The organism is Exiguobacterium sp. s28 (genome assembly GCF_018618135.1).
Classification (GTDB): Bacteria; Bacillota; Bacilli; order Exiguobacteriales; family Exiguobacteriaceae; genus Exiguobacterium; species Exiguobacterium mexicanum_A.
In genome coordinates this window covers 249,574-271,660 of sequence record NZ_JACSLL010000003.1, presented here as the reverse complement: position 1 = coordinate 271,660, position 22,087 = coordinate 249,574, and the positions used below count along the sequence as shown (strand labels likewise).

Genomic DNA, 22,087 nt, shown 5'->3' with positions numbered 1-22,087 from the left:
CGCATGCGTTGTCGAAACACTAAAACCCAGCTGGCAAAGTTCTGTACTTTTCGTTGCATTATTGTGCACATTTGTATTGCAAAATACACTTCTTCACTAGAGTTGTAAAACCATCGCATCACGTCAAACAGGGACAGCCGTCATAAGTCGGCCGTCCCTGTTTTCGTCGTCGTTGAGCCTTGAACAGCGTCGCCCGCTTTGAAAAAGAGGACGATGGCAGCCACTCCGAAAATCGAGATGAACACATTTTGGAGCAGCACATCGACGAACATCGGCTCGCTGGAGAACGTGCCCGTCGCAATCTGAGCATTCCAGCGGGTGAACGTGGCGATGCGTTCAAGCGTGTACAAGAGACCGGATATGAACAGGCAAGCGGTGGCAGCCAGTAATAGCGTCAATCGATTCAAGACATGACCTTCTAATATCTGATATCCTGATTTTACCATTTACTATCGGTGGGAGGGAAGTATTTATCGCTTCGCCGTGAGTGGTCGCAATTGCTTGACCCGAGCCAAAACAATCCAGCCGAGCACGGCCCCAGTCACACTCGAGGCAAGGAAGGCTGGGAAGAAGAACAGCGCCCCGAACTCGCTCCCCATCAACACCTTGGCGTACGGGACGGCGACGAGCGAAGCGATGAGGCCGGTCCCGATGACTTCACCAAATGCGGCGAAGGCGACGCGGTTCGTCTTCATATAGAAGACCCCGGCCAAAAGCGCCCCAATCATACCTCCGGGAAAGGCCAAGAGCGACCCGGTACCGGTCATGACACGGACGATTCCGGTCACGAACGCAACGAGAACGGCCCCGATCGGCCCGACGGTGACGGCGGCGATGACGTTCACCATATGTTGAATCGGATAGGCACGGGCGACACCGGTCGGAATCGAGATGAACAGGGAACCGATGACGGCGATGGCGATGAGCATCGCCATCCAAGTGAGTTGTTGAATACGCATAGATAGTCTCCTTTCAAAATGAAAACGCCACTTCTCCAAGTGGAAAAGTGGCGTGGAAAGACAGACGAATCCCACACCACTTCCCTACGCTGGTATGAGCCAGATCAGGTTCGAAGGGTCCGGCGCATGCCGTCTCAGCCCGAAGGCTCCCCTAGTGGTCGTTTATTAACATGAGTATAGTATACCGTCATTTGACGCGGTCGAGCTTTCGTGGTCGGAACGTGACATAGGTGATGCCGACGAACAGGCCATACAACAAAAGGGAGAAGACGAGATTGATCAGCCACGGGAGTGTCCCCATGAACACGGCGACGGACGCGTTTTGAAACCAGACGAGCGAGAGCGACAGCCCGACAAAGCTGAGAACGAGCGTTGTCCAAAAGCCGACAGCTCGGCGCTTGAACAGACGCCAAACGAGCAGCCCGATGATGAGACTGACGACGGCCGTCGCCCCTAAGTACATATACAAGATGGCATCGACCGGGTATGAGTAATATACAACGTCCATATCGTTTCCTCCTAGGAGATGATGAAAGAAAGGGTGAAAAAGATGAGACAGGCAATTCCATGGCGTGACCGATCGTTTCGTGAACGGTTCGAACGATGGATTGAGGCAAACGTGCCGAATGCGAGGTGGCACGTGATCAAAGATACCGATTTGACGTACTTGCTTGTTGGCGCGCTCAATGAGGAACGTTACTACGCCAAAGCGGTGACCGACATCAGCCGCGGCGAAGCCAATCTGTCGGCGTTTCTTGCCGAGCGGCATCCTAATTTCGTGCCTGACGTCATCACCATCGATTCAGCCCGGAACTGGTTGCTCATGCGAGGCATCGGCGGAGAGGCGCTACGTGAACGGCCGGACGTGAGTCGATACGAAGCGGCGTTGCGTCAATACGCACAGCTGCAACGACAGGAGATCGACCAGATCGAGACCTGCTTGTCTTACGGCATCCCGGACCGCCGACCGGCCAAGTTGAAGGACGAAATCCGCACGTATTTACCTGAGCTCTGCGCCGGGCTCGAGCGATACAAAGCCGAGGCCATGCTCGCGCTTCAAGATGAATTGATCGCCATGTGCGATGAGCTGGCGACCGGGATGCCGATGAGTCTCGAGCACGGTGATTTGCACGGCGGCAACATCTTCTGGCGGGAACGGACGAATGATTTGTGTATCCTCGACTGGGGCGACGCGACCGTCACGCATCCATTTTTCAGCGTGCGCGTGTTTTGGAACGCGCTGTACGACTTATTGCCGGAAGAAGACGAGGTCGCCTGGTATGAACAGATTCAAACGATGCGTACGGTTTATTTGGAAGCATGGAGCGGCGTCGCACCCAAGGACGTACTTTGGCGTCATCTATTGATCGCCGAGGAGCTCGGTTGCGTCTATCGTGCCCTGTCGTGGCATGTATATGTGACGAGATACCGGTACGATGTAGCTGAGTCGAGCGATAAGCCGGCGCAATGGCTCGATTTGCTACTCGAGTACCGGGACTTGAAACGACGCTTCCCATAAGTCATTCATACTTCTCAAGTAAGTTTTCATAATCCGTCTCGCTCCAAAACAGCGGAGCAATCGACTCCGGCCCTTTGAAGATCTCACCGTCTCGGTCGTAGACGATGGCGTAGCCGCCTTCGACTTCAAAGACGATCAAGTCGGCCTTCACTTCCTTGACCCCGTTTCCCGCGATGATGACGTTCTCGAGCGGATCGCGCGCCAGTTGTACGCCCCATTCGTCGAGCTCGACGATGAGCGCGGATGTGTAGGCATGGCGATTATAGAGCGTCTGGAATTCATCTTCGGTCAAAACGACGTCCGTCGGTGGGGCACTCGTCCCATATTTTCGTTTCTCGATTTCTTCGACGAATTGAAGGAACGATGCTTCTTGCCAAAACAGCGGCGCGACCGACTCGGGACCGTTGGCGATGTCTCCGTTCTCGCTCTCATAGACGGTGGCGTACGTGCCGTCATCGAGTTTGAATGGATGAATATCGGCGTATGTATGCTGGATGCCGTCGCCGGCGATGACGACGTGCTCGAACGTCTCGCGGAACGGGGTGAGTCCATCGTTCTCGAGTGCCTTCAAGAGCGGCGGGACTTTTTCATATTGGTCGAAGACGTCTTTAAAATCTTCTCGCGTCCAAGCGGTGATGTCTTCGGACGACGGTTCATTTGTATCGGCCGGGACAATGGGTTGCTCAACGGAATCGGTGCACCCGGTCAGCAAAAACACACTGAATCCGAGTAGGCCTAGGCGTTTCATCAATCAAACCTCCTAAGAAAGTTACATTTTTTTCCTGTTATCAATGAGCGTAGCATGTTTGCCAGTCATTGAGAACCCGGGTACTTTCTCGCTCAGGGTTGCCGCTTCAAGTAACGGTCGAGTGCCTCGTGAAATCGTTGTTGCTGCTCGAACGGGATGTCATGATCGGATGCGGGACCATAGCGAATCAGATGATAGAGCGAGGCGTCGATATCTGTCAGCTCGATGCGTTCGAACCAGTCGACGACCGTCTCATTCGTCCGAAGTTTTAACTCAGGGGCGAGCGACGCGTTGAACGTGATGAGCCAATCCCTCAGTTCGATGTTCGTGAGCATCGGGAACGTTTGTGCAGCGATCGTTGCGTCCGCTTCGTGTGATGGTTGAGTAGAAGTGTCATCCGTAAAAAGGAACGTGAGTCCTTCCAGCCGTCGACGACGCAACCATTTCCGGACACTGTAAACAATCAATCCGGCAGCAGCGAGGATGGCGAACAGTGTTCCGAGTCCTCCGGGTGCATCGCCTCCACCCAAACCGAATGGAAACTCAAACATTTTTTTCTTTTCACGTAAGGCTCCACCTTTTTCGCTTTCACCAACTGTCGTTAAATCGATTCCATCCTCGTCCGGTTCCCCTTCTTCTTGTTCACGCTCTTCTATTAGAGGATCGTCAACTGGATGCTCGAGCGTTTGAAACCAACTGAACGTCTCCTTACTGACAAAGACGAACGTCACAACGAGACAAGCTGTCACAACAAGGAACCCTATAAATCGAGAGGACCACTTCATCTTTTCCCTCCTTATCGGAATGTTCAGACTATTTATTGTCTATATTACCATAAACAGGTAAACTTCGAATAAGACATCTACCAACGGAGGAGAACGAAATGGGAATCGAAGCGGTCATCAAACAATTGAATGAAGTGTATTTAGGGAAAGAAGAAGTCGTTCGTCTCTGCTGCACGGCACTTCTCGCCGAAGGACATATCTTGCTTGAGGACGTTCCGGGCACGGGGAAGACGTTGCTCGCCAAAGCGATCTCCGGCAGTTTTGATGGGTCATTCTCGCGCATCCAATTTACGGCCGATTTGCTCCCGTCCGACGTCATCGGGACCGACTACTTCAATATGCAGACGCAAGGCTTTGACCATCGCCAAGGTCCGATTTTCGCAAACATCGTCCTGATTGATGAAATCAATCGAGCCGTCCCACGCACCCAGTCGGCGCTGCTCGAAGCGATGGAGGAACGACAAGTGTCAATCGGCGGGAAGACGTATCCGATGCCGAAACCGTTCTTTGTCATCGCGACGCAGAACCCGATTGAATCGGCCGGGACGTTCCCGCTCCCAGACGCGCAACTCGACCGGTTCCTCATCTCGATTCCGGTCGGCTATCCGGAAGCCGCCGAAGAGCGAGAACTGTTGTTGCAAGTGTTGACCGAGACCCGCAAACAAATCGAGGCCGTGACGTCACTCGCCTCGCTGCAAGAAGCGCAGGCTGAGACGAGACAAGTCGCGATTCAAGACGATGTCCTCGATTACATGCTCGGTCTCGTCCATGCGACCCGGGGCCATGCGTCCGTCGAGGTCGGGGTCAGTCCACGCGGCGCGATCGCATTGCTCCGTGCTTGTCAAAGCTATGCCTATTTGGCCGGCCGGCTGTATGTCATCCCAGAAGACGTCAAAGCCGTGGCGCCGTATGTGCTCGCCCATCGCATCACGTTAACACTTGAAGGCGGCATCAAGTCGACGAAAGCGAACGTCGTCGCGCACATTTTAGACACCGTCCCCGTACCGGTCGAGGGCTGACGATGACACTCTCCACACACGCATGGTTACAGCGACGGCTCCTGCCCGTATATATCGTGAGCGGAGTCATGCTCGTGTTTTTCCCGTACGTCTACGGATTCGGCTATCTATGTTTCATTGTCGCGAGTGCGATTTGGATGCTCGAGCGGACGCGGCAACAACTCGAGCGGCACATCGATCTCCAGTTCACGCAATACGAAGAACTGCTGTTTGTCGGGGACGAGAGTCGGCTCGTATTGGTTGTCGATGGGGTGGGCGAGTTGGACCGGATCGGCCTGCCACTTCGCATTCGTTTGAAGGCGAGCTCGGGAATCAGCTTTCCGGCGCATGACCGGATCCCGAGCGTGCTCGACTATGAGGTCGATGTCGGTCAGGCCCGACATGAATTGATTGTGCGCGCCGGGTATCGCGGTCCAGCTACGTTTGAGGAATGCGTCATCGCCGTCACGCTCCCGTTTCGACTAGGGACGTATTTGTATGAGCGGCCGGTTGATACGCAATGGACCGTCCTCCCGTCACTCCTCTTGCACCCACCGGTCGGGACGAAGCGGCTAGCGCTCGGGGAACGACCACTCTTGGCGTCACCGCTTCGAAATCCGTTGCAGCTGATTGGATCGAAACCGTATGAAGGGGAACCGGTCAAGGAGATCGACTGGTATGCGACGGCAAAACTCGGACGATTGCAGTCGAAAGTGTTTCAACAGACGACGCTCGATACGTTCACGTTCGCCGTGGATTTGAACGGACCATCCGGTTACACGCTCCATCATGATTTCGAATCGCTGATCAGCCAAGTCGCTTTCGTCACGTCACGTTTGTTGAAAGAGGACTGCAAGATTGAGTTATTCTTGAATCGTTTTGAAGAAGATGGGACGATGGTTCATATCCGGCTTCAAGAAGGCGAGCGCGGCATACGATTCATCTTGTTGCAGTTGGCGACCATTCACCCGGGCAATCGCTTCATTTCGACTGACGCCTTTACGCGGATGGTCGAACGGAAACGGTTGAAGCAAAGCCACCTCGTCTCGTTCAATCAACACAATCTGTACGATTGAACAGGGAAATGTCGGATTTTGGCGAACTCTTTACGTATGAATTGGGTCAAAAGGAGAGAGACATATGCCAAAACGGAAATTTGCCAATCGTCGAGACTGGGAACGGATTTTGCAACATCGCTACGCGCAAATGGAGGTACATGATGACCGTTTCTCCGGGACCGTCGCCTTGTTTCAAATCGATGCGGTCCGCGCACCGCAATATAAGATGCACAAGGGAGAAGAGTTCATCGTCGCCGATGCCGGTTACAGCTGGCTCCAATATTTCCCGGACGACGAGCCGTTCGGTGTGACCGTCATGTTTAATGATGAAGGGCACATCGTTCAATGGTACATCGATATCGTCGAAGCGATCGGATACGAGGACGGAATCCCGTATATGGACGACTTGTTGCTCGACATCCTCATCTTCCCGAACGGGGACGTTGTCCGCAAAGACGAGGACGAGTTCGAGGAAGCGACGGAGGCCGGAGAACTGACGCCGGAGCTCGTCGAGCAGGGCTGGCGTGACTTCCATGCGACGCTCGACCGGATTGAACGTCGGGACTTCGTCTATTTCGACTTGGCGAACGAGCATTATACCGAATTGAAGCAAAAACTTTGAACGGCCTGTTCCCTTTGGTACAGTGAAAGAAAAAACAGGGGGACGAATATGAAAATTATCAATATCGAGACGTGGTCGCGCAAGAAGCACTACGAATTCTTCAAGGCGTTTGACGCTCCGCATTTCAACGTGACGGCGAGCGTTGATGTGACGAAGTTACATACGCACGCCAAACGGACCGGCCAGTCGTTCTTTAAACTGTTCTTGTATGGTGCCGTCAAGACGGCGAATGCCATCCCGGAGCTTCGCTACCGCATCCGCGGCGACGAGGTCATCGAGCATGACGTCGTGCATCCGTCCTTTACTGTCATGATGGATGATGACGTCTTCAATTTTTGCACGGCAACGTATAAAGACGCGTTTCTGGACTTCATGGAAGAAGTGACGGCCCGGATGAGCGGAGCGAAACGGGAAGTCGTTGTCGGCGACGATGAGCCGGACAGTCTGCTTTACATCACGAGCGTGCCTTGGGTCACGTTCACGAGCATCAGCCACCCGACACACGACCAACAGCATGATACGGTGCCGCGCATCGCCTGGGGCAAATTCACGGAGACCGGTGACCGGATGACGATGCCGCTCTCGGTCCAAGCCCACCATGCCCTCGTCGATGGCGTCCATGTCGGTCGCTATTACGAATTGTTGCAAGCGTGGCTTGATGACTTGAGTGACTTGGAAGTTCAAACCCCAGAGGAGAAAGGGCTCGACGAAGCGATTCGTCTCCGCGAGAACGGAGAGCTCGAACGGGCAAAGCAGTTGCTACTCATGTTGCTCCGACAAGACGAGAAGAATCCGCGCCTCCATGCCCATTGCGCCTGGTGTTATGATTCGCTCGGAGAAGAACGGCAAGCCGTCCCGCATTATGAACGGGCAATCCGGCTCGGCCTCGCCGGCGAAGAGCTCCGTGAGACGTATATCGGACTCGGCAGCACGTATCGGGCGCTCGGTCGCTATGAGGACGCTGAGGCGTTGTTCGCCAAGGCGGTCGAACAATTCCCTGACATCGGGGCGCTCAAAGTGTTCCAGGCGATGACCCATTATAATCTCGGACGCCACAGTGAGGCGACCGGTACGTTGCTCGAACTGCTCGCAAGCCCGGAGCCGGATGACAGCATTAAACGGTATCGTCGCGCCATCGCGTTTTATGCGCGTAACTTGGACGAGACGTATGACTGAAACGACAAGACGAGGCAACTCGTCTTTTTTTTTTGAGACAAATTGATTGACCCATCAAATTTAGCGTGTTATATTTATCTCGAATTAAAGATAATGAAATTTAAAGTATTGTTTTCTCTCAGCAGAGGAGGGGAACAGATGAAACAATCCAACACATTAAAAGCCATCACGGTGTTGCTTCGGGCCTCGCAATCGATTCAAGACGTGGTCAAGCATGAAGTCGCCGAGTACGGGCTGAATCCGACCGAGTTCTCGGTCCTGGAATTGCTGTACCATAAAGGCGACCAACCGATTCAAATGATCGGCAAAAAAGTATTACTGACGAGCGGGAGCATGACGTATATCGTCGACCGGCTCGAAGCGAAAGGTTACTTGATTCGCAAAGCGTGTCCGAGCGACCGTCGCGTCACGTATGCGGCACTGACTGAGGAAGGACAGACACTCATGTCATGCATCTTTCCAGCCCACGAAAAACGAATGGACGAGTTGTTCGATGGACTCGAACTAAATGAAACGATCACTCAATTGAAGACGATCGGCAAACGCGCCGAAGCGTCAAAAATTTTTTAATTAATTATCTCGAAATCAAGATTTTGAAGGAGCGATTTTAATGAACCATGTAAAAGGTATTCACCACGTGACGGCGATTACGAGCAGCGCCGAGAAGAACTATGACTTCTTCACGAACGTCCTTGGGATGCGTCTCGTCAAAAAGACGGTCAACCAAGACGACATTCAGACGTACCACTTATTTTTCGCCGATGACAAAGGCAGCGCTGGAACAGACATGACGTTCTTTGATTTCCCGGGCATCCCAAAAGGCGTGCACGGGACGAACGAGATCGCCAAGACGTCGTTCCGCGTCCCGACCGACGAGGCGCTCACGTATTGGGAACGTCGCTTCAATCGCCTCGGCGTGAAGCATGAAGGCATCACCGAGCAGTTCGGCAAGAAAACGCTCGCGTTCGTCGACTTTGACGAACAGGCGTACCAGCTCATCTCGGATGAGTTCAACGTCGGCGTCGCGTCAGGCGAACCGTGGCAAAACGGCCCGGTCCCGCTCGAGTACGCCATCACGGGCCTCGGTCCAATCTTCATCCGTATCGCGGACTTTACGTATTTCAAACAAGTGATGGAGCAAGTCATGTTGTTCGAAGAAATCGGGCAAGAAGGTGACGCGCATCTCTTTGAAGGAGGTGAGGGTGGAAACGGAGCGCAAGTCGTCGTCATTCATGACGAAACGTCACCAGTCGCGCGCCAAGGGTTCGGAACCGTGCATCACGTCGCTTTCCGTGTCGATGACCGCAGTGTCCTCGATGAATGGACGGCACGCTTGCAACAGTTCGGGTTACCGACGTCAGGCTATGTCGACCGCTTCTTCTTCGAATCGTCTTATGCACGAGTCGCGCCGCAAATCCTGTTCGAATGGGCAACGGACGGACCAGGATTCATGGGCGATGAACCGTATGAGACGGTCGGTGAAAAATTGTCACTCCCGCCGTTCTTAGAACCGAAGCGGGAACAGATTGAAGCGATGGTTCGACCGATTGATACGGTCAGAAGCACAAAAACGTTTGAGAAAGAATATGAGGGCATGAAATGAGCTTTTTAAATCGTTTGTTCGGTAAACAAGAGGAACCAACCAACTCACAAGGAGGAACTAACATGTTGAAAATTGGAATCGTACTCGGATCGACTCGTGAAGGACGTGTCAGCCCGCAAGTCGGAGAATGGGTGAAAGAACTCGCGGACAAACGCGGTGACGCCAACTATGAAATCATCGATATCGCAGACTATAGCCTCCCGCTTCTCGGCGAGCCAGGCGGCGACGCAACAGGTGCCGGCGCATGGTCTGAGAAAATCGCGGAGATGGACGGCTTCGTCTTCATCGTCCAAGAATACAACCACTCGATCACAGGTGCGCTCAAAAACGCCCTCGACTACTTACGCAACGAATGGCATAACAAAGCAGCCGGCATCGTCTCATACGGTTCGGTCGGCGGTGCGCGTGCGACGGAACACTTACGCGGCGTGTTGAGCGAGCTCTTGATCGCCCACGTCCGTGTCCACCCAGCGCTCTCGCTCTTTACAGATTTCGAGAACGGCACACATTTCGCACCGAAAGACGTACAAGTCCAATCGGTCAACGACATGCTCGACCAGCTCGTCCCATGGACAGAAGCGATGCAGACGGTCCGCACGAAAGCGGCAGAAGCTGCGAACAACTAAGTATTTGGCCAGCCTTTAAACAGGCTGGTTTTTTTGTGCGCTTTTTTTAAGGGTCGTGTAAAGTTGGAGTAGAAGAAGGGGGAATGAGCGTGTGGGCTCGGAAAATTGTCGCGGCGTCGCTCACGGCCCCGATTTATGCACTCTTGTTGGCGTGTTGGGTCGTCATCCCGCAATATCCGGACAGCGGTGGGGTGAGCGATACGGTGAATGGGCTATTGATGTTGATGGCCGCCTATCTGGCAGTCAGTTTTCCGGTCATCGTCACGTACGGCGTGTTGACGTCGGTGTTCAGCGATTGGGTGACACGCCGGATGTCGAAGCGGTTCGGGCCGCTCGTCTCGTTTGGGTTACATATCGGGTTCGGGCTCGTCTTGCTCTGGCTCAGTTTAGGGGCGGCGCTATTATATTGGACGATTGATCGCTACTTGACATATAAGGGCTGTCGGTTCGGAACAAGGCAGATATGGTCGAGTCTCGTCCTACCCGTCGGTGCCATAGTGATGGCTGTTGGCATCGTTTATTTGATTAGTGTGATGCAAGACGTGATGCATCGGTTACACGGGTGAAAGTTGGCAGGATAGGGAACAAAGAAAAGACATGTTTGTAGAGTTGAAGGAGGAATCGTGATGAAATGGATGATTTATGGGGCGAACGGATATACTGGTGAGTTGATTGCCCGGCAAGCAGTAAAAGAAGGGATGACACCGGTGCTCGCGGGTCGGCGTGCGGACGCGATTGCCAAGCTCGGGAAAGAGCTCGCGTGTGAGACGCGCGTCTTTAACTTGTCGTTCGATAAGGCGACACGCCAATTGGAAGACATCGACCTCGTGTTACACTGTGCCGGACCGTTCGCCGATACGAGTCGGCCGATGGTCGAGGCATGCCTCGCCACGAAGACGCATTACTTGGATATTACCGGGGAAATTGAAGTGTTCGAATACATCCACTCGAAGAAACGGGCCAAGCTTGCGCAAGAGGCCGGCGTGTTGCTTTGTTCGGGTGTCGGCTTTGACGTCATCCCGACCGACTGTGTGGCCCGCAAGTTGAAAGAGCTGATGCCGGATGCGACGAATCTAGCCCTTGGCTTCTCGGCGGCCGCCGGTATCTCACGCGGGACGCTGAAAACAGCGATCCGTGGGCTAGGGTCGAGCAGTGCCGAACGGAAAGATGGCGAACTGACACCATTCCCGCTCGGGGCGAAACGCCGTCACATCGATTTCGGACGCGGCAAGAAAATGGCACTTGCGATTCCATGGGGGGATGTCTCGACCGCCTATTATACGACGGGCATCCCGAACATCACGACGTGGGTCCCGGTCCCGACGGCTTACGCTTACGGGGCGCGTCTCTTATCTTGGTTCGGTCCGATTCTCGGCAGCGACGCGGTGCAAGGGAAGCTGCTCCGTTATGTCGATGAGCACGTGAGCGGACCGGATGAGTCGGAGCGGGAGCAATCATCGACGTATGTCTGGGGCGAGGCGACGGACACTTCGGGTCGCAAAGTGATCGTTCGCATCAAGACGGCGAGCACGTATGCCTTCACCGTGTACGGCGCACTTGAGGTCGTGAAGCGTCTTGTCGGATCGGGCCGCGTCATTCCAGGTAGCTTTACACCGGCGATGCTGTTCGGATCGCACTTCATCGAAGAAATCGAAGGATCGTCGTCATTTGTCGTCGATGAGGTCCGGCTGTAACGGAATCACAATCTGTTCGCAATCGAAGTGTGGTAAACTCAGGGGAGATTAGTAGGGAGGGAATGAGATGAGACGCTTAGAACTAGCCAGGCGGATCGAACGCATCAAAGCGGAAGGGACGTCTGCCTATATTCGGCATCGTAAACAGACCCCTCCCTATGAAGGTTCGGAATTGATTGTTGAAAACAAGGGCCACGTCTTCCGGATGGGCAATACGAGTTTCGCGGTCGGCTTCGGGTTGAATCGACCGACCAGTTTTTACGATTTGCACCAGATGGAGAAGTGGGTGCGCGGGAAGAACGTGTCCCGCCTACATATCGAGGTCTGTCCACTCGCGGACATGTCGCTCCTTCGGTTGCTGCAAGAACGAAACTATACGCTCGACCACTTCCTCGACGTCTGGTTGCTCGACGTGAATGCGTTCGTGTTCCCATCAGATGAACCGGACGCGGTCGAACGGGTGCACGCCGATAACGTGAACGAATGGGCCCGGGCCATCGCGGCTGGCTTTGCCGAGACTGGGACGGTCATGCAAGAGACGATCGATACCGCAAAAGGCTTCTACGCGTTACCGGAAAACCAGGCGTTTCTCGTCCGCGAAGGCGAGACGGCCGTCGCCGGCGGTATTCTTGCTATCCAGGACGGGATGGGGGAACTGTTTTTGACGAGCACAATCCCAGCTTACCGAAACAAAGGTTACCAGACACAGCTCATCTTGGAGCGGATCGCCGCCGCGAAAGCAGCGGGTTGTCAGTACGTGACCGTCACAACGAAAGTCGATACGGCCTCGGGCCGCAATATGGAGCGTTTAGGTTTTATCCCGTTCTATCAGAAAGCGGTCATGAAAAGCCCGATCCTCAAATAAACAGGTCGCCCCGCGGGGCGACCTGTTGTCGTTAAAGCAAAGATTCGGCGCCGTCGACGTACACCTCGGAACCGGTGACGTGGCTCGACATGTTGCTCGCGAAGAACAACACGACGTCCGCGACTTGTTTGGCCGTGCCTGACTTGCCGGCGAGTGGCTGATTCCCTTCCGGGTATTCAATCGGGATGACGACTTCCTCGAGCAAGGCGTCGTCTCGGTTCGTCGAGTCATCGATGTTCGTATCGATGGCCCCGGGACAAATCGAGTTGACGCGAATGCCGAACTGGGCGAGCTCGGCTGCAGCCATTTTGGCGAATCCGGTCTGTCCGGCTTTTGTCGTCGCATAGCCGCTGAAACCGAAGTTTTTGAAATAACGGTTCCCGTTGATGGATGACGTGATGATGATGCTGCCGCCTCGTTCCTTTAAGTAAGGGATGGCATGTTTCACCGTCAAGAACGTGCCCGTCAAGTTCGTCTCGACGACACCGTTCCAATCCTCGAGCGCCAAATGCTCGATCGGCGTGATCGTCCCATTACGACCCGCGTTCGCGAAGACAATGTCGACACGGCCGAAACGTTCGACTGTTTGTTCGTACGCCCGTTTCATCTCGTTTTCGTTCCCGACGTCGGCACTGATGCCGATGGCCCGTTCTTCTCCAATCAGACTCGCGAGTTGCTGGGCATCTTCCAATTTTAAGTCGATGATGGCGACTTTCGCCCCCGCCTGGACGAACCGGATGACGGCGGCGCGTCCGATTCCGGATGCCGCGCCTGTGATGAACGCGACTTTCCCCGATAACAATGTATTTGAAATCATTCAATTCGCTCCTTTCAGCTTCCTGTTCTCATATTCCACCGTTCTATGAAAACTATGCTCGTTTTCTGAAAAAAAGCCGTGTCGCTTAATCCGGTGTTACATGGATTGACACGGCAATCTTGAGTTTTGCGTCCCGGTCGAGCTCCACCGTGACAACTTGACCAACTCGGAGTTCTTGCACGTCGTCCGCACTCCCGGTTACTTGGGTCTGATCATTGATTAAAATCGTCTGCAACTTCACCTCACTGCCTGAGACGTCACTCGGACCAATCATCAATTGCGGGATATCGATTTGCTCAATCCGTCCCTCGATTTGATGGTCGTCCCATGTGCTAATCCAATACACTGCCACTAAACAAAGACCGATAAACGCGAGGGCAAAGATGAGTCGTGTCCTCATGATGTTCCTCCTCTGCGGTATTCCGGTACGATGGTTTCCATTAGTTATTTACCCGGATTACAGGAATCCTATAGGGTTCTTTTGACAGGAATTTGAATCGGTGATGCGGAATAAAACAAGACAATTTGATGAGTGGAGGTGCTGACGATGATTCTAGTCGGGCTGGTTAGTTTGATCATTTCAGGATTGGTGGCGTTCGGATGGTGGACAATCGGTTTTCCGCGGCGACGCATATGGGGCGGACTGATGATGTTAGGTGTCGCGTTTACCTGCTCGCCCTTCCTCCTTGTCTTGAGCGGAGAACGGTTTGGATTCAATGGCATCATCGCGGGATTGGTCGGATTATTTTGTATCGTGGCGGGCGGATTCTTCTTTCTTGTGCTCGGTTGGATTGGTCGCCCGCAGAAAATTCGAAAGGTACGGACACTCTCGGAAGACCCTGATTTGTTTTAGGATAGGTTGTCAGCCGACTCTTGGAACCCGTACAGTGAATGAAACGAACGTGAGGGAGCGATGATGTTGGGGACAAGTAAACAACCGCTGGCGTTACGGGCGGGGGACATAATTGGAATCATCACGCCCTCGTTTCCGGCACCGGTCCGTTTTCCGGAACGGTATGCGCGAGGAATTGAACAGCTAAAGCGGATGGGATTTCTCGTTCGAGAAGGACGGTGCACGCACCGTTCAGAAGGATACCGCTCGGCCTCGATCCGAGAACGGGCCGAGGAGTTCAATGAACTGCTGCGTGATGATGACGTGAAAGCGATCATCAGCACGATTGGGGGAACGAACTCGAACTCACTCCTACCGTATATCGATTACGAGGCGTTGCGACAACATCCGAAAATTATCATGGGGTATAGCGATGTCACAGCACTCCTCCTCGCCTGCTATACGGAGACGGGCGTGACGACGTTCTACGGTCCAGCCATCGTCCCGTCGTTCGGGGAATACGAGACGATGTTTGCGGACGGGGAGCGCTACGTGCGAGAGGTACTCTGTTTGGAGCGGGCGGCGCCTTATACACTCGACGTTCCCCGAGAGTGGACCGAGGAGATGATTGATTGGTCGACGCAGGACCGGGAGAAAAATTTCCGCCCGAATGATGGCTGGCTCACTCTCCGAGAAGGTCAGGTTCGTGGCAAGTTGATTGGTGGGAACATGAACACGATGACCGGCTTCTTGAAGTCGGACTATTTTCCAGACATGGACGGGGTCATCCTGTTTTTAGAAGACTCGTTCAAGACGATGGCAGACGAGGAACGTTCCCTCAGTATGCTCAAACTGGGCGGAGTGTTCAATCAAATCAATGGACTCATCATCGGGAAACATGAACATTTCGATGCGGCCGGCGCACCGTTCACGTTTGAGGAGCTGTTGCTCGAAGTGCTCGGAGACGTCGACTTCCCAATTTTGACGAACGTCGATATCGGGCATACGTTTCCGTCACACGTGTTCCCCATCGGCATCGATGTCGAACTCGATGCGACGTCAGGGACAATTACATTTTTAGAGGATGGAGTGACGCGATAATGGAATTCATCACGGTCGTAGACCACCGGCGGAAGAAAGTCGGGTTGAAGTCACGCGCCGATGTGCACCGGGACGGGGACTGGCATGAAACGTTCCATTGTTGGATGACGGCCCACGACCGTCTCTTCCTGCAACTTCGAAGCGATCGGAAGGCAGATTTTCCCGGATTGTTCGATATCACGGCAGCCGGGCATTTGGCGGCCGGAGAGACCGTTCGGGACGGGGTGCGGGAGATTCATGAAGAGCTCGGGCTCGACCTGACGTTCGATCAACTGACTCCGCTCGGCGTCTTCGAAGACGTGATCGAGACAGGGACATTTTTGGATCGAGAGTTCGCCCATACATATGTCTACGCGTACGCGGGAGAACCGTTTACATTAGATGAGACGGAAGTGGGCGATGTCGTCACGGTCGATTTTGCGGCGTTCCGGTCGCTCTTGGCCGGGAAGCATGCGGAGGTTGAGTCGATCTCGGCAATCTCAGGGGAGACGCGGACCATGACGAAGCAAGATCTCGTGCCCCATCCGACAAGCTACTGGGAGCAAGTTTTGACAGGCCTTGAAGAGTTGACTTCAAGCAATCGAGGCGGGTCTCATGATTGATTTTATTTGGCAACTGCTGAACGTATTGCTCGTGCTCGGTTTAGGTAGTCTTTTGGTTTGGTGTTTTCGCAAGTGAAGAGGGGGGAATGACGAGATGAACGTTGAACGTACAGATACACCGCTCCAGATTGAGACCGGACGGTTATACTTGCGGGCACCTCGCGCCGGAGAAGATGCCCGTATCGTCAACGAGGCGATTCGGGAGTCGCATGATGAACTGAAGCGCTGGCTTCCGTTCGCGCAAGAAGTGCCGACGTTATCCGAGACGGAAGAAAACTTGAAGCGGGCACAGGGACTCTATGTAACAGGCGAGAGTTTTCGGTATCTCATCTTTTTACGGGAGACGGGGACGTTCGTCGGGACGGTCAGCCTGTTTGGAATTGACTGGGACGTACGGAAGGCTGCAGTCGGCTATTGGCTTCACACGGAACACACCGGCCACGGTTATATGAGCGAGGCGGTCGAGGCGATCGTCCGTTTCGGATTCGCCCACTTCAGCTTCCAGCGGATTGAAATCCAATGCGAGTCGACCAATGAAGGAAGTCGAATGATTCCGGAACGGCTCGGCTTTCAGTTGGAAGGCACGCTCCGAAACGAGGACTTGTCTGCTGACGGAAAACGCTTGACGGACACGGCCGTCTACAGCATCTTACCCGGCGAACTTATACCTGCAGCGACATGATGCGTTGGGGTCCGACCGGTCCGTCGATCAAGCGGCCGGTGTCGACGAAGCCGACAGTTTGATAGAGCGAGAAGGCCGGCTCATTTTTGAGATTGACTGACAGGACGACCTCGTGTTTATCGGTGAAGTGCTCCCGGACATAACTCGGCAAGAGACGGAGCGCCGCTTTGGCGTGGCCGTTTCCTTGAGCCGGATGATTGATGGAAAACATCGAGAGCAATAACGCATCTCGCGCCTCCGTGTAAGAGGCGACCCGTTCCGTGTCGTGGAGCAGAAAGAAGCCAACGGGCTCATCGGTCGTGATGACGACAGGGTACACCCCGTCTGGCAACTGCGAATCGAGATCTGTTGGGAGCGTCGTATATTTCTCTTGGTCGAGCGGTAGGGAAAATGTCTCCAAGACAGGCCAATGGGCGTCACGGAGTGGTTCGAGTTTGATTGACATCCGGATTCCTCCTCGGTGTAAGTTGACTCTTCTAGTATACTGAACTCTAACTCGAAAGGAACTGAGCACGATGGCGAGACCAATCATTTCTTATGTCCAAAATCCACCGCTCGCAGATCTTTACCGTGCTTTCATGGATGGTTTTTCCGATTATATGATTCATTTTGACATGGATGAGGCTCGATTTGAGGCGGTGTTTCTCGTCCGCGATCAAAACCAGCCATCCCGTTCCGTCGTCGCCTATGCGGACGATCGTCCTGTTGCCGTCATGTTGAGCGGCGTGGCGCACCTGGATTCGGGGTGGGTCACTCGTTGCGGTGGCTTGGCGGTCGCCCCTGGCTATCGACACCTCGGCATCGCGAACGAGTTGATGCGCCGCTTCGATGAACAAGCGATGGGCACACGCCTGCTTGAAGTCATCCAAGGGAACGAACCAGCACTCACGCTTTATGAACGGCTCGGCTATGAAACAGTTCGAGAAATTATGTACTTCCAATCTGTACCGACCGAGACGGAGGCGTCGCTCGAACCGGAACCGATCACCGAGCTATTCGAGACGTATTATCCGTCTGCGACCCACCGACCGATTTGGCAAGTCGACGTTCGTACGACCCAACAACAGGCTGAGCTTGTGCGAGTCCGTGAGGGCGAGACGACAGGAGCCCTCCTTTTCCGAGGCGATTTGCTCCTTGATGTGTTTGGTCGGGATGAAGATGCGGAATGGTTGTTGCGAGCGGCAGCAGCGGCCGGTCCGATTAAACTGACGCTCACTTCGGATCGTCCGGCCTTGATCGAGGCAGCCCGCCGACTCGGATTCGTGCAGGACGCCATCGCTCAATTCGAGATGGTCAAACCGGGAGGTATCGTGTGATGCATCGTTTCTTGCCCGTCCTGATGGTGCTGCTGATTGTCGGGAATTTGTTCACAATCCTCGGACTGACGACGAACTTGTCATCAGCCAGCACCCGGTTCTTTTTAATCGGTGGCCCGGCCTTGACCGTCTGCGCCGCCCTCAGTATTGTCATAATCGTATTGAAACGAAAACGGTGACCGCGATAGGACGTATGAAGTTTGAGTGAAGTTTGTGGAGGGTCGACTCACCGTTTTGACATGTTCGACATACAAATGAAATGCTTCATATATTGAACTTTTCAAACATGGATGCTATATTCGCACTTGTAGCTTTTTATATAGCTAGCGAATCATCCTATTTGGAGGTTTTTATCAATATATGTGGAAACAACTACTCGTAACCGTCGGTACAGGCGTCCTGATTTTTTCAGGGACTTCAGCCGTATCGGCGGATCAACTTACCCCGCAAGACCTCGTCAAGGCGACGAAATCGCTCGAACAGACCGAACAGCGGCTTCATACCTCAAAACAATCGGTCGCGAAAGCCAAACGCCGCGCTGAAGCGGTGGAAGCAAAAAAGAACGCGATACAAAAGAAGATTGATCGTGCCAACGCGCAACTCGCGTCATACGAGACGGCGCTGAATCCCGAGACGGATGATCCATCCCTGTTCAAACAAGTGCTATCGACTGTGCTTCCGAGCGCGAAAGCGGAAGCGGCGGCATCTGAAAAGACCGAGGCTGACTTGAAAGAGAAACAAGCGGCGACGACTCGGTCGTTAGAAAAATTAGAGAACGAACAGGCCAAAGTGGACGCAGAGCACAAGAAGGCCCGCTCGACCCATTCAGCCGCCTACAAGCAATTGAAACATCGGGCCGCCGAGTTGAAAGATTTGAAACGACAAGCGGCAGCGTTAGCGCCTGAGAAGTTCATGATGCCGGCGACCGGTCGTCTGTCACAAGGCTATGGCGCTGCGAGCGGACAGTTCGGGTACACGTTCCATAACGGACTCGATATCGCCGCGAACGTCGGCACACCGATTTACGCGGCCGCGGCCGGAACGGTCACCGACGTCAAGTCAGGTGGTCCTTACGGCAAGCACGTCTTCATCGAGCACGAAATCGATGGTCAGAAATGGACCACGGTCTACGCGCACATGCATAAAATCGAAGTGAAAAAAGGACAGGCGTTGCTCCAAGGCGAAGGCATCGGCCAAATCGGCAACACCGGTAACTCGTCAGGTCCTCACCTCCATTTCGAAGTGCATAAAGGCGAATATGCCTACTCATCCAGTTCGGCCGGAAACACGGTCAACCCGATGGAGGTCGCCGAAGTACTCGGTGGCGCGTCGCCCATTAAAGCCACTTATTGACGCAACGAAATTCGTTGCGTCATTTTTTGTGTCATTTCTTCAAGCCTGCTCATCATGTGTCGTTCGCAGTTCGAACAGCTTTTGGAACGCCTCGTCGCGGTCGAACGTGCTGAACCAGCGAAAGTCGTCGTGGTCGAGAATCCGGTAATGTTGACTGACCATATTCTGTTGAATCCGATATTTCCCTTGATGCTCGATCGTCGTCCACCAGACGTGTCCGCCCAACGTCTTCGTCGCCAACGTTGGATCGGTATGCGCGACGAGGCGGATGAACTCGATCGGATGGTCGCCAATCAATGAGTGCAGATAGGGACTTTGATTGAACAAGGCGCAGATGGCGACGGTCGTCGTCCAGTTCGCGTTCAGGCGTCGCTTCTCGATTTGAATCAATGTCTTTTTTGAGATACCGACGAGCGTACAGAGTTCTTCTTGGGATAATCCTTGTTCCGTCCGAATCAGTTTGAGTTTGCTGGAAATCAGCTCAGAAAACGTTTCTTTTGTATGCATAAATTCTCCTAAGATGTATTTTTACACATCGTATCATGTGGCTTGAAAACAGGGAAGATATAGGATGGGGAAAACAGCTGTTTATGGTCATGAAAAAGCGGAAGGAGATGGACTCCTTCCGCTCACGCAATGGCCTACGTTATTCTCGCGTCGGGTCGTGATTGCCTTCGCTATCAGCAATCGTATCCGAGCTCCCGAAATCCTCGACTTGACTGAACGCGTCGGTGCTTTGGCCAGGCTCATCCGTCCCATCGAGCTGTTTGCGGGCGGCTGTCTCGGACGGGTTGAGCACGTCTTCTTCGACCGGGCGTTCACGGTCGGTCTGATGCTCGTCTTCTTCTTGTTCACGCGCATGCTTGATGCAGAGTGTCGCTTCCGGGATCACCTCTAGGCGGTCCAACTCGATGTCTTCCCCGCACACCTCACACTTTCCATACGTGCCTTTCTCGATGGCGAGCAGTGCCTTGTCAACATCACTCAAAAAGTCTTCATCGAGCTCCGTGAGCGCTTGGTCGCGTTCACGCAAAAAGAGCTCTTCCCCGGAATCGGCCGGGTGATTATCATAGTGCGACAGTTCCCCTTCGTCGTATACCTCTTCCCGATTTTCCATATATCCTTCGGTCTTCGCTTTTTCTTTTAATAGACGCTCCTTGAACGTATCGATCTGCTTCTGTGTCAACATACGGTTCACTCTCCAGTTCTGTTTTCATTAGTATTAGCATTTCCCATTTTGAGTCGTGACAAACCTTCCCGTCGGCGGGGTCCGTTTCTAAACGATTCGGAAAACGGGTATGATGACAGAGAAGGAACGAATTAGCCGAAGGAGGAATTAGGACGATGAGAAAAGTAGAAGTCATCCCATATGACCCGATATGGGCGACGAAATTCGAAGAAGAGGCGGCCAAGCTCCAGCGATTGTTCGAAGACGAACTCGTCGCGATTCATCACATTGGCAGTACGTCGGTCCCCGGGCTCGACGCGAAGCCGATTATCGACATCATGCCGGTCGTGCGGCAAATCGAGCGAATCGACGACTGGATCGGTCATATGGAAGCGCTCGGTTATCGGAGTTTTGGCGAACACGGCATCCCGAGACGCCGTTTCTTTGCGAAAGGCGAGGAGGTTCGGACTTTCCACGTCCATATGTTCGAGGACGGGGATGACGGCGTCATCCGGCATCTCGCCTTTCGTGACTACTTGGTCACATTCCCGGACGTGCGGGACGAGTATGCGGCGCTCAAGCAGCAGTTGGCGAGTCAACATCCGGACGATATCGAAAGTTACATCCAAGGGAAACAAGATTGGGTATCGGCGACGGAGCGGGCGGCTACAATATGGTATGGATCCAGAAAACAAATTTGAAACCTTTTTCCATTTCCCCTCGTAAAGAATGGTAATTATTTAAGGGGGGAACGGAATGAAACAATTTCTTGGCAAGTGTATCGAGTACGCCTTCGTCGCCGTCGTGTTCGTGGGTTTGTTTTTCGGACTGCGTTACGGAGTCAGTCACTTCGTCTTAACAGCCGAGGAGTCTTATTTCTATGTCTTTCTCGGCACCGCGTTTATCGTCTTTCCGGCCTCTCTGTTTGGAGGTTACTGGCTGGCCCGTCCCATTCAGCGCCGTTTGAGCGGGAAAGAGACGGTCAGTTCGAACCACACGTTGCGCGGGTATGAAAAACCGCACGGGGTCACTGAGACACGAGACTATGGGAACGAGGGATCGGGGTCGTTATGATGCAGTTGAGACGAACCGACGATGCGGCATTGATTGCGACGTTGAACCGTCCCGTCCATGAGCATCATCTTCAACTCGCACCGGCTTTCTTTGCATCTTACGATCACGCGGCGATGGAAACGGCGTTTACGGAGATGATGGCACGGGACGATTATCATTTCTTCACGGCAGAGGTCGATGCTGACGTCATCGGATACGTCTGTTTTCAAGAGCGGGTGAGTGAGGCGAACGCATTTCGGCAAGCAGTACGCACGCTGTACGTGCATCAAATCAGTATTAACCCGGAAGCGAAGCGAAAAGGGTATGGACGTTTGATCATGGATGAAGTGGAACGCTTTGCCATCACGCACGGGTTCCCATCTATCGAATTGGATTATTGGTCGGTGAACGAAGCGGCTGCGGCTTTTTATGAACAGGTCGGATTCCGACCGAAACGTCAAGTCGTCGTGAAGCAGCTGTAGAAAGGAGAGACCGGCCATCCTGTTCCAC

At 53.7% G+C, this 22,087-nt stretch carries 31 protein-coding genes and 1 riboswitch; of the genes, 21 read left to right on the top strand and 10 right to left on the bottom strand.

Annotation, left to right across the window (positions count from 1 at the left end; genetic code table 11):
* Positions 1–140 precede the first annotated feature (140 nt).
* From KNP78_RS05860 to KNP78_RS05850, 3 genes are all read right to left on the bottom strand, one after another.
* Positions 141–407: a hypothetical protein gene (locus tag KNP78_RS05860; protein ID WP_034779722.1), complete on the bottom strand. Its 267-nt coding sequence runs from the start codon at positions 405–407 to the stop codon at positions 141–143.
* Between the two features lie 63 nt (positions 408–470).
* Complete coding sequence (thiW, locus tag KNP78_RS05855) at positions 471–959, bottom strand: energy coupling factor transporter S component ThiW (protein WP_034779720.1); 489 nt, start codon at positions 957–959, stop codon at positions 471–473.
* A 64-nt stretch (positions 960–1,023) separates the two neighbouring features.
* Positions 1,024–1,122, bottom strand: a riboswitch (TPP riboswitch).
* 24 nt (positions 1,123–1,146) lie between these two features.
* A complete protein-coding gene (locus KNP78_RS05850) occupies positions 1,147–1,467 on the bottom strand; it encodes a hypothetical protein (protein ID WP_034779718.1) in 321 nt (106 codons plus the stop codon).
* Between the two features lie 42 nt (positions 1,468–1,509).
* On the opposite strand from KNP78_RS05850, the gene KNP78_RS05845 reads away from it, so the two are divergent.
* Positions 1,510–2,478, top strand: coding sequence for an aminoglycoside phosphotransferase family protein (locus KNP78_RS05845; RefSeq protein ID WP_034780195.1), 969 nt, complete (start codon positions 1,510–1,512; stop codon positions 2,476–2,478).
* Position 2,479: 1 nt separating this feature from the next.
* Here KNP78_RS05845 and KNP78_RS05840 read toward each other — a convergent pair whose 3' ends face one another.
* Both KNP78_RS05840 and KNP78_RS05835 read right to left on the bottom strand, forming a co-directional pair.
* Complete coding sequence (locus KNP78_RS05840; RefSeq protein ID WP_034779717.1) at positions 2,480–3,226, bottom strand: hypothetical protein; 747 nt, start codon at positions 3,224–3,226, stop codon at positions 2,480–2,482.
* Positions 3,227–3,318: 92 nt separating this feature from the next.
* The gene (locus KNP78_RS05835; RefSeq protein WP_152567768.1) at positions 3,319–4,011 is read right to left on the bottom strand and encodes a hypothetical protein; all 693 of its coding nucleotides are present in this window, start codon (positions 4,009–4,011) and stop codon (positions 3,319–3,321) included.
* 98 nt (positions 4,012–4,109) lie between these two features.
* On the opposite strand from KNP78_RS05835, the gene KNP78_RS05830 reads away from it, so the two are divergent.
* The 10 genes from KNP78_RS05830 to KNP78_RS05785 all read left to right on the top strand — a co-directional run bounded on the left by KNP78_RS05830 (position 4,110) and on the right by KNP78_RS05785 (position 12,653).
* Positions 4,110–5,030: an AAA family ATPase gene (locus KNP78_RS05830; protein WP_034779712.1), complete on the top strand. Its 921-nt coding sequence runs from the start codon at positions 4,110–4,112 to the stop codon at positions 5,028–5,030.
* A 2-nt stretch (positions 5,031–5,032) separates the two neighbouring features.
* Positions 5,033–6,085: a DUF58 domain-containing protein gene (locus KNP78_RS05825; protein WP_034779711.1), complete on the top strand. Its 1,053-nt coding sequence runs from the start codon at positions 5,033–5,035 to the stop codon at positions 6,083–6,085.
* Between the two features lie 64 nt (positions 6,086–6,149).
* Complete coding sequence (locus tag KNP78_RS05820; RefSeq protein ID WP_029594462.1) at positions 6,150–6,689, top strand: ribonuclease FAU-1 family protein; 540 nt, start codon at positions 6,150–6,152, stop codon at positions 6,687–6,689.
* Between the two features lie 48 nt (positions 6,690–6,737).
* Complete coding sequence (locus KNP78_RS05815; RefSeq protein WP_214823433.1) at positions 6,738–7,865, top strand: tetratricopeptide repeat protein; 1,128 nt, start codon at positions 6,738–6,740, stop codon at positions 7,863–7,865.
* Between the two features lie 138 nt (positions 7,866–8,003).
* Complete coding sequence (locus tag KNP78_RS05810) at positions 8,004–8,435, top strand: MarR family winged helix-turn-helix transcriptional regulator (protein ID WP_034779705.1); 432 nt, start codon at positions 8,004–8,006, stop codon at positions 8,433–8,435.
* 40 nt (positions 8,436–8,475) lie between these two features.
* A complete protein-coding gene (locus tag KNP78_RS05805; protein ID WP_034779704.1) occupies positions 8,476–9,468 on the top strand; it encodes a ring-cleaving dioxygenase in 993 nt (330 codons plus the stop codon).
* The gene (locus KNP78_RS05800) at positions 9,465–10,094 is read left to right on the top strand and encodes an NADPH-dependent FMN reductase (protein ID WP_034779702.1); all 630 of its coding nucleotides are present in this window, start codon (positions 9,465–9,467) and stop codon (positions 10,092–10,094) included. The genes KNP78_RS05805 and KNP78_RS05800 overlap by 4 nt, the downstream gene beginning before the upstream one ends.
* 89 nt (positions 10,095–10,183) lie before the next feature.
* Positions 10,184–10,660 carry a hypothetical protein gene (locus tag KNP78_RS05795; RefSeq protein ID WP_214823432.1) on the top strand — a complete coding sequence of 159 codons (477 nt, stop codon included), beginning with the start codon at positions 10,184–10,186 and terminating at the stop codon, positions 10,658–10,660.
* 60 nt (positions 10,661–10,720) lie between these two features.
* Entirely contained in the window at positions 10,721–11,788 is a 1,068-nt protein-coding gene (locus tag KNP78_RS05790) for a saccharopine dehydrogenase family protein (RefSeq protein WP_214823431.1), read from the top strand.
* A gap of 67 nt (positions 11,789–11,855) precedes the next feature.
* On the top strand, positions 11,856–12,653 hold the full coding sequence (locus tag KNP78_RS05785) for a GNAT family N-acetyltransferase (protein WP_214823430.1): 798 nt from the start codon (positions 11,856–11,858) through the stop codon (positions 12,651–12,653).
* A 31-nt stretch (positions 12,654–12,684) separates the two neighbouring features.
* Here the strand turns inward: KNP78_RS05785 and KNP78_RS05780 are convergent, their stop codons facing one another.
* A complete protein-coding gene (locus KNP78_RS05780) occupies positions 12,685–13,470 on the bottom strand; it encodes an SDR family oxidoreductase (protein WP_214796485.1) in 786 nt (261 codons plus the stop codon).
* 85 nt (positions 13,471–13,555) lie between these two features.
* The gene (locus KNP78_RS05775) at positions 13,556–13,870 is read right to left on the bottom strand and encodes a hypothetical protein (RefSeq protein ID WP_214823429.1); all 315 of its coding nucleotides are present in this window, start codon (positions 13,868–13,870) and stop codon (positions 13,556–13,558) included.
* Positions 13,871–14,017: 147 nt separating this feature from the next.
* Here KNP78_RS05775 and KNP78_RS05770 point away from each other — a divergent pair, with 147 nt between their 5' ends.
* From KNP78_RS05770 to KNP78_RS05755, 4 genes are all read left to right on the top strand, one after another.
* Positions 14,018–14,323, top strand: coding sequence for a hypothetical protein (locus KNP78_RS05770; protein WP_214823428.1), 306 nt, complete (start codon positions 14,018–14,020; stop codon positions 14,321–14,323).
* A gap of 66 nt (positions 14,324–14,389) precedes the next feature.
* Positions 14,390–15,403, top strand: coding sequence for a S66 family peptidase (locus tag KNP78_RS05765; RefSeq protein WP_251128455.1), 1,014 nt, complete (start codon positions 14,390–14,392; stop codon positions 15,401–15,403).
* A complete protein-coding gene (locus KNP78_RS05760) occupies positions 15,403–16,005 on the top strand; it encodes an NUDIX hydrolase (RefSeq protein WP_214823426.1) in 603 nt (200 codons plus the stop codon). The genes KNP78_RS05765 and KNP78_RS05760 overlap by 1 nt, the downstream gene beginning before the upstream one ends.
* Before the next feature lie 94 nt (positions 16,006–16,099).
* Positions 16,100–16,687, top strand: coding sequence for a GNAT family N-acetyltransferase (locus KNP78_RS05755; RefSeq protein WP_214823425.1), 588 nt, complete (start codon positions 16,100–16,102; stop codon positions 16,685–16,687).
* Here KNP78_RS05755 and KNP78_RS05750 read toward each other — a convergent pair.
* A complete protein-coding gene (locus KNP78_RS05750; protein WP_034779680.1) occupies positions 16,668–17,132 on the bottom strand; it encodes a GNAT family N-acetyltransferase in 465 nt (154 codons plus the stop codon). The two genes, KNP78_RS05755 and KNP78_RS05750, sit on opposite strands and share 20 nt — an antisense overlap.
* Positions 17,133–17,202: 70 nt before the next feature.
* Between KNP78_RS05750 and KNP78_RS05745 the strand changes: the two genes are divergently transcribed.
* From KNP78_RS05745 to KNP78_RS05735, 3 genes are all read left to right on the top strand, one after another.
* Positions 17,203–18,003 (top strand): GNAT family N-acetyltransferase, encoded by an 801-nt coding sequence (locus tag KNP78_RS05745; protein ID WP_034779678.1) that lies wholly within the window; start codon positions 17,203–17,205, stop codon positions 18,001–18,003.
* Positions 18,000–18,182, top strand: a complete 183-nt coding sequence (locus KNP78_RS05740) for a hypothetical protein (protein ID WP_152567766.1) — start codon at positions 18,000–18,002, stop codon at positions 18,180–18,182. The genes KNP78_RS05745 and KNP78_RS05740 overlap by 4 nt, the downstream gene beginning before the upstream one ends.
* Before the next feature lie 181 nt (positions 18,183–18,363).
* On the top strand, positions 18,364–19,356 hold the full coding sequence (locus KNP78_RS05735; RefSeq protein ID WP_034779674.1) for a M23 family metallopeptidase: 993 nt from the start codon (positions 18,364–18,366) through the stop codon (positions 19,354–19,356).
* A 39-nt stretch (positions 19,357–19,395) separates the two neighbouring features.
* On the opposite strand, the gene KNP78_RS05730 is transcribed toward KNP78_RS05735, so the two are convergent.
* Together KNP78_RS05730 and KNP78_RS05725 are read right to left on the bottom strand one after the other, a co-directional pair.
* Complete coding sequence (locus tag KNP78_RS05730; RefSeq protein WP_034779672.1) at positions 19,396–19,863, bottom strand: helix-turn-helix transcriptional regulator; 468 nt, start codon at positions 19,861–19,863, stop codon at positions 19,396–19,398.
* A gap of 139 nt (positions 19,864–20,002) precedes the next feature.
* Complete coding sequence (locus tag KNP78_RS05725) at positions 20,003–20,545, bottom strand: TraR/DksA C4-type zinc finger protein (protein WP_034779670.1); 543 nt, start codon at positions 20,543–20,545, stop codon at positions 20,003–20,005.
* A gap of 155 nt (positions 20,546–20,700) precedes the next feature.
* On the opposite strand from KNP78_RS05725, the gene KNP78_RS05720 reads away from it, so the two are divergent.
* Genes KNP78_RS05720 through KNP78_RS05710 form a run of 3 tightly spaced genes read left to right on the top strand, consistent with a single transcriptional unit; the run spans position 20,701 to position 22,059 of the window.
* Positions 20,701–21,225 carry a GrpB family protein gene (locus KNP78_RS05720; protein WP_214823424.1) on the top strand — a complete coding sequence of 175 codons (525 nt, stop codon included), beginning with the start codon at positions 20,701–20,703 and terminating at the stop codon, positions 21,223–21,225.
* Between the two features lie 55 nt (positions 21,226–21,280).
* Positions 21,281–21,598 carry a hypothetical protein gene (locus KNP78_RS05715; RefSeq protein WP_214823423.1) on the top strand — a complete coding sequence of 106 codons (318 nt, stop codon included), beginning with the start codon at positions 21,281–21,283 and terminating at the stop codon, positions 21,596–21,598.
* Positions 21,598–22,059: a GNAT family N-acetyltransferase gene (locus KNP78_RS05710; protein ID WP_214823422.1), complete on the top strand. Its 462-nt coding sequence runs from the start codon at positions 21,598–21,600 to the stop codon at positions 22,057–22,059. The genes KNP78_RS05715 and KNP78_RS05710 overlap by 1 nt, the downstream gene beginning before the upstream one ends.
* Positions 22,060–22,087: the final 28 nt, after the last annotated feature.